This window comes from Mycobacteriales bacterium, assembly GCA_035504215.1.
Lineage (GTDB): Bacteria > Actinomycetota > Actinomycetes > JAFAQI01 > JAFAQI01 > DATAUK01.
The window spans coordinates 22,068-34,828 of sequence record DATJSI010000142.1; the positions used below are offsets into that span (position 1 = coordinate 22,068).

11 protein-coding genes are annotated in these 12,761 nt (G+C 70.9%); 9 read left to right on the top strand and 2 right to left on the bottom strand.

The window, feature by feature from the left end; translation table 11 throughout:
• Positions 1-19 precede the first annotated feature (19 nt).
• A complete protein-coding gene (locus tag VME70_16580) occupies positions 20-676 on the bottom strand; it encodes an MBL fold metallo-hydrolase (protein ID HTW21813.1) in 657 nt (218 codons plus the stop codon).
• A 180-nt stretch (positions 677-856) separates the two neighbouring features.
• On the opposite strand from VME70_16580, the gene uvrA reads away from it, so the two are divergent.
• The 5 genes from uvrA (at position 857) to whiA (ending at position 8,720) form a co-directional block, all read left to right on the top strand.
• The gene (gene uvrA / locus VME70_16585) at positions 857-3,748 is read left to right on the top strand and encodes an excinuclease ABC subunit UvrA (protein HTW21814.1); all 2,892 of its coding nucleotides are present in this window, start codon (positions 857-859) and stop codon (positions 3,746-3,748) included.
• Positions 3,749-3,821: 73 nt separating this feature from the next.
• Complete coding sequence (gene uvrC / locus VME70_16590) at positions 3,822-5,879, top strand: excinuclease ABC subunit UvrC (protein ID HTW21815.1); 2,058 nt, start codon at positions 3,822-3,824, stop codon at positions 5,877-5,879.
• Positions 5,876-6,763: an RNase adapter RapZ gene (gene rapZ, locus VME70_16595; GenBank protein HTW21816.1), complete on the top strand. Its 888-nt coding sequence runs from the start codon at positions 5,876-5,878 to the stop codon at positions 6,761-6,763. The genes uvrC and rapZ overlap by 4 nt, the downstream gene beginning before the upstream one ends.
• Positions 6,760-7,740, top strand: coding sequence for a uridine diphosphate-N-acetylglucosamine-binding protein YvcK (gene yvcK / locus VME70_16600; GenBank protein HTW21817.1), 981 nt, complete (start codon positions 6,760-6,762; stop codon positions 7,738-7,740). The genes rapZ and yvcK overlap by 4 nt, the downstream gene beginning before the upstream one ends.
• Entirely contained in the window at positions 7,731-8,720 is a 990-nt protein-coding gene (gene whiA / locus VME70_16605) for a DNA-binding protein WhiA (GenBank protein ID HTW21818.1), read from the top strand. Before yvcK ends, whiA begins: the two co-directional genes overlap by 10 nt.
• A 154-nt stretch (positions 8,721-8,874) precedes the next feature.
• Here the strand turns inward: whiA and VME70_16610 are convergent, their stop codons facing one another.
• Positions 8,875-9,846 (bottom strand): hypothetical protein, encoded by a 972-nt coding sequence (locus VME70_16610; GenBank protein HTW21819.1) that lies wholly within the window; start codon positions 9,844-9,846, stop codon positions 8,875-8,877.
• A 231-nt stretch (positions 9,847-10,077) separates the two neighbouring features.
• On the opposite strand from VME70_16610, the gene VME70_16615 reads away from it, so the two are divergent.
• The 4 genes from VME70_16615 to VME70_16630 are packed head-to-tail and all read left to right on the top strand — an operon-like array spanning position 10,078 to position 12,734.
• Positions 10,078-10,698, top strand: a complete 621-nt coding sequence (locus tag VME70_16615; protein ID HTW21820.1) for a roadblock/LC7 domain-containing protein — start codon at positions 10,078-10,080, stop codon at positions 10,696-10,698.
• A gap of 41 nt (positions 10,699-10,739) precedes the next feature.
• Positions 10,740-11,849, top strand: a complete 1,110-nt coding sequence (locus VME70_16620; GenBank protein HTW21821.1) for a DUF4388 domain-containing protein — start codon at positions 10,740-10,742, stop codon at positions 11,847-11,849.
• A gap of 2 nt (positions 11,850-11,851) precedes the next feature.
• Positions 11,852-12,424, top strand: coding sequence for an ATP/GTP-binding protein (locus VME70_16625; protein HTW21822.1), 573 nt, complete (start codon positions 11,852-11,854; stop codon positions 12,422-12,424).
• Positions 12,425-12,446: 22 nt separating this feature from the next.
• Positions 12,447-12,734 carry a hypothetical protein gene (locus VME70_16630; protein ID HTW21823.1) on the top strand — a complete coding sequence of 96 codons (288 nt, stop codon included), beginning with the start codon at positions 12,447-12,449 and terminating at the stop codon, positions 12,732-12,734.
• The last annotated feature ends 27 nt before the right edge of the window (positions 12,735-12,761 follow it).

The window sequence follows — 12,761 nt, forward strand, 5'->3', positions numbered from 1 at the left end:
CCGTCAGTTCACGTCGCGGCTACCAGCCGCGTTCACGCCACTCGGCCAGGTGTGGGCGTTCCGCGCCCAGGGTGCTGTCCGAGCCGTGGCCCGGGTAGAACCACGTCTCGTCCGGGAGCTTGCCGAAGATCTTCGCCTCGAGGTCGTCCATCAGGCTCTCGTGGTCCTCCGGCCGGGTGGTCAGCCCGTGCCCGCCGGGGAACAGCGAGTCGCCGGTGAACAGGTGCGGTCGGTCGTCCCCCTCGTAGAGCAGGGCGATCGAGCCCGGGGTGTGCCCGACCAGGTGGATGACCGTCAGGCGGCAGTCGCCGACCTCGACCTGGTCGCCCTCGACCAGTGGCTCGAACCCGGTGACCGGAAGCGGATCGGCGTCCTCGGGATGGACGGCGACCGGAGCGCCGGTGGCGGCCACGACCTCGGGCAGCGCCTGCCAGTGGTCGGCGTGCTGATGGGTCGTGACGATCCGCTGGAGCCGCTGGTCGTCGAGGATGCCGAGCAGCACGTCGGGGGAGTGTGCCGCGTCGATGAGCACCACGTCGCCGGTGTTGCGGCAGCGCAGGAAGTAGGCGTTGTTGTCCATCGGCCCGACCGCGACCTTGGTGAGGGTCAGGTCGCCGATCTCGCGGGTCTGCGGCGGGCCGCCGACCGCGACGTTGCCGGTGTATTCATCGGTCATGGCAGGAGCCTATGCGGACCGCTGGGATCACGAGGCTTCCGGGCCGTGCGGGGGAGCGGGCGCACGACCGCGGGCTGGTTCCGGGGCGGAAACTGTCGGAGCCGGCACGTAGCATCGAAACGCTGGCTGGAACTGTTCCGTGACCGCTTCCCCTACGCTCGACCTTGAGGCAGACGTGCTGTGGCAGAACGACTGATCGTCCGTGGTGCACGGGAGCACAACCTGCGCGACGTGAGCCTCGATCTGCCCCGCAACGCGCTCATCGTCTTCACCGGGCTGTCCGGCAGCGGCAAGTCCAGCCTGGCCTTCGACACCATCTTCGCCGAAGGCCAGCGACGGTACGTCGAGTCGCTGTCGGCCTACGCCCGCCAGTTCCTGGGCCAGATGGACAAGCCCGACGTCGACTTCATCGAGGGCCTGAGCCCGGCAGTGTCGATCGACCAGCGTTCGACCAGCCGCAACCCGCGTTCGACGGTCGGCACGATCACCGAGGTCTGGGACTACCTGCGGCTGCTCTACGCCCGGATCGGCATCCCGCACTGCCCGGTATGCGGCGAGCAGATCTCCCGGCAGAGCCCGCAGCAGATCGTGGACCGCGTGCTCGACCTCGACGAAGGCACCCGCTTCCAGGTGCTCGCTCCGGTCGTGCGCGGCCGTAAGGGGGAGTACACCGAGCTGTTCCGTGAGCTGACGACCAAGGGGTTCAGCCGGGCCCGCGTGGACGGTTCGGTGATCTCGCTCAGCGACGTCCCGCGGCTGGCGAAGTACGAGAAGCACGACATCGACGTCGTGATCGACCGGTTGTCGGTGAAGAAGGACGCCAAGCGCCGGCTGACCGACTCGGTGGAGACCGCGCTCGGACTGGCCGGCGGCGTCGTCGTCCTCGACTTCGTCGACCTGCCGGACAACGACCCACACCGGGAGCGCCGGTTCTCCGAGCGGCTGGCCTGCCCGAACGACCACCCGCTGACGATGGAGGAGCTGGAGCCGCGGGCGTTCTCGTTCAACTCGCCGTACGGCGCCTGCCCCACCTGCCACGGGCTCGGCACCCGGCTCGAGGCGGACGAGGAGCTGATCATCCCGGACGCCACGAAGTCCCTCGCCCAAGGCGCCCTCGTGCCGTGGGCCGGGGTGCACGGCCGGGAGTACTTCGGCCGGCTGCTCGAGGCGCTCGGTGACGAGCTCGGCTTCACCATGGACACGCCGTGGGAGCGGATCTCCGCCAAGGCCCGCCGCTCGATCCTCAACGGCCACTCCAAGCAGGTGCACGTCCGCTACCGCAACCGCTACGGCCGGGAGCGCTCGTACTACACCTCGTTCGAGGGAGTTGTCCCGTACGTCGAGCGGCGGCACAGCGAGGCCGAGAGCGACACCAGCCGGGACCGGTTCGAAGGCTTCATGCGCGAGGTGCCCTGCCCGTCGTGCGAGGGTGCCCGGCTCAAGCCCGAGTCGCTGGCGGTGACGGTCGGCGGCCGGTCCATCGCGGCGGTGGCGAGCCTGCCGATCGGCGACTGCGCGACCTGGCTGGCCGGGCTGAAGCTCACCGCGCGCGAGGAGCAGATCGCCGCCCGCGTGCTGAAGGAGATCAACGAGCGGCTGCGCTTCCTGGTCGACGTCGGGCTGCACTACCTCTCGCTCGACCGCGCGTCGGCAACCCTGGCCGGCGGCGAGGCGCAGCGGATCCGGCTCGCCACCCAGATCGGCTCCGGGCTGGTCGGCGTTCTCTACGTCCTGGACGAACCCTCGATCGGCCTGCACCAGCGCGACAACCGGCGGCTGATCGACACCCTGGTCCGGCTGCGGGACATGGGCAACACCCTGATCGTCGTCGAGCACGACGAGGAGACGATCCACATCGCCGACTGGATCGTCGACATCGGGCCGGGTGCGGGGGAGCACGGCGGCGAGATCGTGCACTCGGGGACCTACGCCGACCTGCTCGACGTCGAGCGGTCGATCACCGGCGCCTACCTGTCCGGGCGGCGTTCCATCCCGATCCCGGACATCCGCCGACAGCCGCTGCCCGGCCGCGAGCTCACCGTGGTCAACGCGCGCGAGCACAACCTTCGCGACGTGACCGTGCAGTTCCCGCTCGGCTGCTTCGTCGCGGTCACCGGGGTGTCGGGGTCGGGGAAGTCGACCCTGGTCAACGACATCCTTTACTCGGTGCTGGCGCGCGAGCTGAACGGCGCCCGGCTGGTGCCCGGCCGGCACCGCACGGTCACCGGTCTCGAGTACGTCGACAAAGTGGTGGGCGTCGACCAGTCGCCGATCGGCCGGACCCCGCGGTCGAACCCGGCCACCTACACCAAGGTCTTCGACCGGATCCGCACGCTGTTCGCCGAGACCACCGAGGCGAAGGTGCGCGGCTACCAGCCCGGCCGGTTCTCCTTCAACGTCAAGGGCGGGCGCTGCGAGAACTGTCAGGGCGACGGCACGATCAAGATCGAGATGAACTTCCTGCCCGACGTCTATGTGCCGTGCGAGGTCTGTCACGGAGCGCGCTACAACCGCGAGACGTTGGAGGTTCACTTCAAGGGCAAGACCATCGCCGACGTCCTCGACATGCCGATCGAGGAGGCGGCCGAGTTCTTCGCCGCGATCCCCGCGATCTCGCGCCATCTCGAGACGCTCGTCGACGTCGGTCTCGGTTATGTGCGGCTCGGGCAGCCCGCGCCGACATTGTCCGGCGGCGAGGCGCAGCGGGTGAAACTCGCGTCCGAGTTGCAGAAGCGCTCGACCGGCCGCACCGTCTACATCCTCGACGAGCCGACCACGGGCCTGCATTTCGAGGACATCCGCAAGCTGCTCGGGGTGCTGACCCGCCTGGTCGACGCCGGCAACACCGTCATCGTCATCGAGCACAACCTCGATGTCATCAAGACCGCGGACTGGATCGTGGACATGGGCCCGGAGGGCGGCTCGGGCGGTGGGACGATCGTCGCGGAGGGTTCGCCGGAGGCCGTTGCCGCGGTGGCGGAGTCGCACACCGGTGCGTTCCTGCGAGAGACCCTGGGGGCTCGGGTGAAGCCTCGGACGGCCGCGACCAAGCGCGCGCGGAAACGCGCATAGCACCTTTCCCGGGGTCGCCCGGGTTGTCGTCGTCGGGTCGGGCGACGTCGGCGGTGCGGACTAGATTGACGGAGTGGCGGATCCGGCGAGCTATCGACCCGCTCCCGGATCGATCCCCGACTCACCCGGTGTCTACCGCTTCCGCGACGAACGCGGCCGGGTCATCTACGTCGGAAAGGCGAAGAGCCTGCGCAGCCGGCTGTCGTCGTACTTCCAGGACGTGTACAACCTCCATCCGCGCACGCAGCAGATGGTGCGCAGCGCAGCGGCGGTCGACTGGACCGTGGTCTCGACCGAGGTGGAGGCACTGCAGCTCGAGTACAACTGGATCAAGGAGTTCGATCCGCGCTTCAACGTCCGCTACCGCGACGACAAGTCGTATCCGTGGCTCGCGGTGACCCTTGACGAGGCCTACCCAAGAGCCCAGGTGATGCGCGGGGCGAAACGCAGAGGCGTGAAGTACTTCGGTCCGTATGCCCATGCCTGGGCCATCCGCGAGACCCTCGATGCGCTGCTGCGGGTGTTTCCGATGCGCACCTGCAGCGCGGGGGTGTTCAAGCGGGCCGGTCAGGTCGGGCGACCGTGCCTGCTCGGCTACATCGACAAGTGCTCTGCGCCATGCGTCGGTCGGGTCGACGAGGTCGAGCATCGGGTGATCGCCGAGGACTTCGTCGACTTCATGTCCGGGCAGACCCAGAAGTTCGTCAAACGGCTCGAACGCGAGATGCGGGCAGCGTCGGATGCCCAGGAGTACGAGCGGGCGGCGCGGCTCCGTGACGACATCGGTGCGCTGCGCCGGGCGATGGAGAAGCAGGCGGTCGTCCTCGGCGACGGGACCGACGCCGACGTCGTCGCGTTCGCGCAGGACGAGCTCGAGGCCGCCGTCCAGGTGTTCTACGTCCGGGACGGGCGGGTGCGCGGCCAGCGCGGCTGGGTGGTCGACAAGGTCGGTGACGTGCAGACTCCCGATCTCGTGGAGCAGTTCCTGACCCAGGCCTATCTCGACGGTGCGAGTCTCGACAGCGAGGTGCCCCGCGAGGTGCTCGTGCCCGAGCTCCCGGACGACCCGGACGTCGTGACCGAGCTGCTCGAGCTCGTCCGCGGGGCGAAGGTGTCGCTGCGGGTGCCGCAACGCGGTGACAAGCGGGCCCTGCTCGAGACCGTCGCCCGCAACGCCGCCGAGTCCTTCGCCCGGCACAAGCTGCGCCGCTCGACCGACCTGACCGCCCGTTCGCTGGCGCTCCAGGAGATTCAGGACTCGCTCGGGCTCGACCAGGCGCCGCTACGGATCGAGTGCTACGACGTGTCGAACCTCCAGGGCACCGACGTGGTCGCGTCGATGGTCGTGTTCGAGGACGGGCTGCCGCGCAAGAGCGAGTACCGCCGGTTCGCGATCAAGGGGGTTGCGGGCCAGGACGATGTCGCGTCCATCCACGAGGTCATCACCCGTCGGTTCCGCCGCTACCTCGAGGAGCGGATCGAGACCGGCGAGGCCGGTGTCGACGACGCCGAGGACGACGCCGAGGACGGCGACGGGTCGGGCGGCGCCAAGAGCCATCGGCCGATCGACCCCGTCACCGGGCGGCCGCGCAAGTTCGCCTACCCGCCGCAGCTGGTGGTGGTCGACGGCGGGCCGCCGCAGGTGGCCGCGGCCGCGGCCGCGATGCGCGAGCTCGGGATCGACGATGTCGCGCTGTGCGGGCTGGCCAAGCGGCTCGAAGAGGTGTGGTTGCCGGACCGCGCCGACCCGGTGATCCTCGCGCGCACCAGCGAAGGCCTCTACCTGCTGCAACGCGTCCGGGACGAGGCGCACCGCTTCGCGATCACCTACCACCGGCAGCGGCGGTCGGTGTCGATGACGCAGAGCCAGCTCGATGCGGTGCCGGGGCTCGGGGAGACCCGGCGAAAGGCGTTGCTGCGCCACTTCGGGTCGGTGAAACGGCTGCGGGCGGCCACGGTCGAGGAGATCGCGGAGGTGCCTGGAGTCGGTCCCCGCACGGCAGTCGCGGTGCATTCGGCGCTGGCCGGCACGCCGGCGCCGGCACCGGGCGTCGACCCCACGACCGGCGAGATCCTGGACGGCCGCGACACCGTCAGCAGCGGAGTGGCAGGCTCGGGGTCACCATCATGACCAGCTCGACCTTGCCCGCCGGCGGGCTCAAGGAGCTCGCCGTCATCACCGGCATGTCCGGAGCCGGGCGCAGCACGGCCGCGAAGTGTCTAGAGGACCTGGGTTGGTACGTCGTCGACAACCTTCCACCCACCCTGATCACCGCGGTCGTCGACCTCGCCGCCCGGTCACACGGCGAGGTCGACCGGATCGCGGTCGTCGTCGACGTACGCAGCCGGGCGTTCAGCTCGAACCTGCGCGACGCCCTCGCCGACCTCAAGCGGGCCGGCCAGCCCGCGCGGGTGCTGTTCCTCGAGGCTCCGGAGGATGTGCTCGTCCGCCGGTTTGACGGGGTGCGCCGGCCGCACCCGCTGCAGGGCGACGGCCGGCTGGTCGACGGCATCAACCGGGAGCGGGAGCTGCTCGGCGACCTGCGCGCGGACGCCGACCTCGTGATCGACACCAGCCAGCTGAACGTGCACGAGCTGCGGGCGAAGATCGCGAACGCGTTCGAGGCCGACTCCGCGGACACCTTGCACCTGACGATGGTCTCGTTCGGCTATAAGTACGGCCTTCCGGTCGACGCCGACGTCGTCATCGACTGCCGGCTGCTGCCCAACCCGCACTGGGTACCGGAGCTGCGGCCGTTCACCGGCGAGGACGAGCCGGTGCGCAGCTACGTGCTCGGGCAACCGGGTGCCGCCGAGTTCCTGGACACGGCGCTCGCGTTGCTACGCCGCTACGAGCAGGGGTATGTCGGTGAGGGAAAGCACTACGCGACAATTGCGATCGGCTGCACCGGCGGTCAGCACCGCAGCGTGGTGATTTCGACCGAGCTCGCCCGCCGGATGCGGGCGGACGGCATCGAGGTGCAGTTGTCGCATCGAGACGTGGAGCGTGGGTGAGTAGGTCGGGCGCGCCCAAGGTCGTCGCGTTCGGCGGCGGGCACGGCCTGTCTGCCTCGCTGGCGGCGTTGCGCGCGGTCACGCCGAACCTCACCGCGGTGGTGACGGTCGGTGACGACGGTGGCTCCAGTGGTGTGATCCGCACCGAGCTCGACGGCTTGCCGCCCGGTGACCTGCGGATGGCACTCGCCGCGCTCGCGGGCGATGACGAGCAGTCGAGGCTGTGGGCCCAGGTCTGCCAACATCGCCTCGGTGGCTCGGGCACCCTCGCGGTGCATCCGGTGGGCAATCTGCTGCTGACCGGTCTCAACGCCGTCACCGGCGACCCGGTTGCCAGCCTCGAGGTCGCCGGCCGGCTGCTCGGCGCCGTCGGCCGGGTGCTTCCGCTCTCGCTGGAGCCGATCGACATCGTGGCCGAGGTGGTCGGGCTCGACCCCGCCGACCCGGGTGCCACCCGCGAGGTGCACGGCCAGGTCGCAGTGGCGACGACCCCGGGTCAGGTGGTCGGGGTCCGCCTCGACCCTCCTGATGTCGATGCCTGCCCGCAGGCCGTCGACGCCGTGCTCGACGCCGACTGGGTGGTCTTCGGGCCCGGCTCGTGGTTCACCAGCGTGATCCCGCACCTGCTCGTCGCGGACATGGCCAAGGCCCTGTTCACCACGAGCGCCCGCAAGGTCGTGACCCTCAACATGTGCCCGCAGAGCGGTGAGACCGAAGGCTTCTCGCCGGAGACCCACCTCGAGGTGCTCGCCGCGCACGCGCCCGACCTGGAAATCGACGTCGTGCTGTCGCCCCGCCGCGTGGTCGACGACGAAGGCCGCTCGCTGCGACGTACCGCCGAGAGCCTCGGGGCCCGCCTGGTGGTCACTCAGCTGGGCAACGACCAGTCGGTGCCCGTGCACGACCCGCAGCTGCTGGCCGCGGCGTACCGCTCGATCTTCACCACCGCTACCGAAGGGGACTCCGCATGGCGATGACGGCCGCGGTCAAGGACGAGCTCGCGAGGGTGGTCGTCACGAAGCCGTGCTGCCGCAAGGCAGAGATTGCCACCATGCTGCGCTTCGCCGGCGGCCTGCACCTGGTCGGAAAGGGCCAGGTCGTGATCGAAGCCGACCTCGACACCGGCGCAACCGCACGGAGGCTGCGCAAGAACCTCGCCGAGGTCTACGGGCACTCCTCGGAGCTCGCCGTGGTCTCGGCCGGTGGCCTGCGCAAAGGGTCGCGCTATCTGGTCCGGGTGACGAAGGACGGCCACGCGCTCGCGCGCCAGACCGGCCTGGTCGACGGCAACGGCCGCCCGGTCCGCGGGCTGCCGCCGCAGGTGGTCTCGGGCGCCCTGTGCGACGCGGCAGCGGCCTGGCGGGGCGCCTTCTTGGCCCATGGGTCCCTCACCGAGCCCGGCCGGTCGTCATCGCTGGAGATCACCTGTCCGGGTCCGGAGGCAGCGCTGGCGCTCGTCGGCGCCGCTCGCCGGCTCGGGGTCGCCGCGAAGGCCCGCGAGGTGCGCGGTGTCGACCGGGTGGTGATCCGGGACGGCGACGCGATCAGCGTGATGCTCACCAAGCTCGGCGCCCACGACAGCGTCCTGGCCTGGGAGGAGCGGCGGATGCGCCGCGAGGTCCGGGCCACCGCCAACCGGCTGGCCAACTTCGATGACGCCAACCTGCGCCGGTCCGCACGCGCGGCGGTCGCCGCCGGCGCCCGTGTGGCCCGCGCGATGGAGATCCTCGGTGAGGATGCGCCCGACCATCTGCTGTCGGCCGGCCGGCTGCGCCTCGAGCACGGCAACGCCTCGCTCGAAGAGCTCGGTGGCCTCGCCGACCCACCGCTGACGAAGGACGCGATCGCGGGGCGGATCCGCCGCCTGCTCGCCATGGCCGACGCGCGCGCCGACGAGCTCGGCGTCCCTAACACCGAGGCCTCTCTAACCCCCGAAATGCTCGCCGACGCCCAGTAGCCGCCCCCGGGCGGCGGCTGGCTGCGTTGTCGTCGTCGGCGGTAGGTCCACTACCGCTCTCCTCCTCCGCCTTGCCATCCACCGCCCGAACCGCGGCTGGCGGCGTTGTCGTCGGCGGCGGCACGGATCGCCGCCCGCGATAGGTCCGGCGGACCTAGCGGCTGACGAGGACCGGTTCGCTCGTTCCCACCCGCAGGGCGAGCGACTGGTTGCGGGTCACCTGCCCGGTCGCGTCGTACGGGCCGAAGGTCTCGCCCTGGAAGCCGATCGTGTAGCGCGCGCCCCACCGGGTCCGCAGCCGGATCCGGGCCACCCCGCCGTGCAGGAACGCGTGGCTGGTGCCGGCGGCAGCTGTGACCCAGCCGGTCAGGCTGCCGTCCCCCCATTGCCATTCGAGAACGGCCGGTCGGATCGTGATCGTCTCCGTGACGTCGGTGCTGCCGAAGGGGATCGGCGCCAGTCCGGGCGGCGGTTTGGCGCTGAACAAGGTGAGCAGGCCGGCGAGGGTTCCGTCCGGTGGGCTCGAGGTGATGACGAGGTCGGGCGGCCGGACGTCGCGGAGGTAACGCTCTACATCACCCCTGGCGATCGGCCCGACCTCGACCGGCTGCTGCGGGCCGCCGATGCAGACCGTGCCTACGACGTGGTCGACCAGGGTGGCGGTCGACAGGAACAGCCGGTAGAGCCGCTGGTCCGGCGAGCAGTCGGCGGAGGCGCCGGCGCCCACGCAAGCGGTGGGATCGCCCGGCGAGGCGTCCTTGCAAGCGAGCACGAGCGTCCACGTGCAGTCGCCGCAGCCGGGCGAGCTGCCGGCTTCGGCCGCGTAGTCGAGCACCCACGGCACGCCGCGCACGGCGAGCAGCCCGTGGAAGACCCCGCCGCCCGCGGTGACGCCGTGCGCCGGTGAGCAGAGCGCCCCGGCGGGCTGCGAACAGGTCGGCTGCAGCGCTCGCGCGGGGTGGGCACTCGCGAGGCCGACGGCCGCGAGGGTGGCGACGAGCAGGACGGCGGCCGCGAGCCGACGGCCCATGGCGCGGCGACCCAGCGCGGCGTACGCTGCGCCGGGAAGGCTTCGGGGCCCGGACACCGCCCCGTCCGCGCAGCCGGTCGGACCGGCAAGAGGCACCCCACGCACCACTCGCGCGGAGCAAGAGCCCCGACCCGATCCGGTCGTCACGCGCGAAACGGTAACGACGGCGCGGTCACCGTGGCGGACGTTGTCCACAGGGCCGAACCGTCGCCCGTTCGGAGCAGCACGCGGTAGTGCCGGATGACCGTTCAAGCCCGACGGGAACGCGGCCGATGGGAAACGTGAGGCCGCCGACCAAGGGCTCGGCCGTGAGACGAGGTGTCCGTGATGTCCGACTCTGCCAACCGCTCCCAGCGGCTCGACCGAGCGATCGCCGACCTGCTGGCCCAGGTTCCGGAGATCGAGGCCGCTGCTGTGGTGTCCTTCGACGGGCTACCGATGGCCAGCGCGCTGCCGGCGACCATGGACGAGGACCGGGTCGCAGCCATGAGCGCTGCGCTGCTGAGCCTGGGTGAGCGGGCCGCCGAGGGCCTCGGCCGCGGCGCGCTGAACCAGGTCTACATCGAGGGCGACACCGGCACCGTGTTCCTGGTCTCCGCCGAGGACGAGGCCGTGCTCGTTGCGGTCGCCGCCAAGGGCGCCAAGGTCGGCATGATGCTTTACGAGGTACGCCGCTCGGCGGCGACCGTCGCCGACGTGCTGCGGGCCGAGGTGCACCCCGACCCGGTCGCCGAGCAGGCCGCCGCGGTCGCCGAGGCGCCGTTGCTCGCTGCGGTGACCACCCCACTGACCGCGGTCGACACCGCGCCGGCCGCGGAGGACAACGCTCCGGCCGACAACGTCGAGCCGGTCGCTCCCTACGCGCCGGTCTCTTCGGACCCCGCGTGGGTCTCCCACCTTCCCAATGGATCAGCGGTAGCGGCGACCGAGCCGCAGCCGTGGTCCTGACCGACTGCCCCTGACCACCCGACGCCCACCCGAGGTCTGCCGTGAGACTTGAAGGCTCGCTAGACGCCTTCAGCCTGCCGGACATCTTCTCGCTGCTGAGCATGACGAAGAAGACCGGCGGACTGCACCTGCGCCGTTCCGGCGAACACGGTGTCGTGTGGCTGGGCGACGGCTTGATCAGCGGCGGGGCATCGGACCTGTCGCGCCTCTCGCTGGGCCGCCGGCTGGCCGGCAGCGGCCAGGTCTCCGACGACGACCTGCAGGCGGCTGTCGAGCAGGTGGCGAACTCCGAGGAGATCGGCCTGGCCCGGGCGCTGCGTGACCGCAACGCGATCGACGAGGGCGAGCTGCACACGTTGGTCTGCGAGCACATCGTCGACACCGTCTTCGACCTGATGCGCTGGTCGGAGGGCGTGTTCGAGTTCGTCATCGACGAGCCGAACATCGACGACGTCGGGGTGGCGCTCGAGGTCGAAGAGGTCGTGACCGATGCGCGGCACCGCCTGGACGTGTGGGCCACGATCGACGAGGGCCTGGCCGCCGCCGACACGGTGCTTGCGCTGACCCTCAACCCTGCCGCGGAACCGCAGATCCAGCGCGACGAGTGGGCCCTGCTTGCGCTCGTCGACGGTCACCGGACGGTGAGCGACGTCGTCATGCTGTGCGGCCGTGGCGAGTACGCAGTCGTGGTGGCACTGGCCGAGCTGATCGCGAAGGGTCTCGTGCACACCGACCACACCGGCGGGGTCACGGCGCTGCAGCGCCGGCAGGACCTGGTCGGGTCCCTGGAGCCGGAAGCCGCTTCCTCGTCAGCGTTGCTCGCCGACGTGCTGTCGGACGGCACGGCCGAACCGGACCCGGCGGTCGGCTCGCTGCTCGAGGCCGAGCGGGCCGAAGCCGGAGCTGTCGTCGCACCGGATGCCGAGGCTGACGAGGACGATGACGAGGACACCGGCGAGGTCGCCGAGGTCTCCACGATTCCTCGCGCGGTGCCGGCGCCTGAGCTGGCACCTGACCATCCGACGCCGGTAGCCGCGGCGGTAGCGGGCGGCGGAGTCGTCGCCGCCGTGCCGTCCGGCGCGATCGAACGGGACCCGAGCGTGAACAAGAGCCTGCTCCTCCGCCTGATCGCCGGCGTGAGGGGGCTGTAGCCATGGCCAACCGTCCCCGTCGCCGTTCCGCCGGCACTGCGGTCAAGATCGTCGTGACCGGTCCGTTCGCGGCCGGCAAGACCACGCTGATCCGCACGATCAGCGAGATCACCGTGCTCTCGACCGAGCGCGGCATCACCGACGAGACCCGCTCGCGCAAGACCGACACCACGGTCGCGATGGACTTCGGGCGGATCACGATCGACCGCGACCTGGTCCTCTACCTGTTCGGTACGCCGGGACAGGACCGCTTCGACTTCATGTGGGAGATCCTCGGCGAGGGGATGCTCGGCTACGTGGTGCTGGTCGACGCGTCGCGGGCGGAGTCGCTCGACGAGGCGGTCAGCATCCGCGAGGCGTTCCGCAAGATGGCACGGGTGCCGTTCGTCGTCGGGCTCAACCGTGCCGCCGGGCTCGACGAGGCCGAGGAGGCCAACGTGCGGGCTCGCCTCGACCTCGAAGACCACGTCCCCGTCGTGCCGTGTGACGTCACCGATCGCGAGTCCGTGAAGTCGGTCCTGCTGGCTCTGCTCTATGCAGTGGTCGACTCGCTGGACGCGGCGACCGCCGTCTAGCGCGGAAACGCAAGGGATACCGATGTTCGGCCGCCGCAAGCGCAAGGCCGCCAAGCTGGGGCCGGCCCGCCGTACCGCATACGAGTGGTCCGCGGTCGCGCTCCCGCGCCCCGTTCCGGTCACCGAGGTCGTGGCCGAGCCGGCGGCCGCGCCGATGACGACGGTCCAAGCGCCGGTGCGATCGAGCGTGCGACTCGGCTTCGCGGACGGGAGCTCGATGGACATCGACGACGCCTCGGTGGTGTCGGACGAGATCCGTGCGACTGCACGCAGGCTGCTCGAAGCCTCCGGGTCGGGGCAGGACCGGTAGGTCACCACCTGCCGGTTGGTGGCTGGG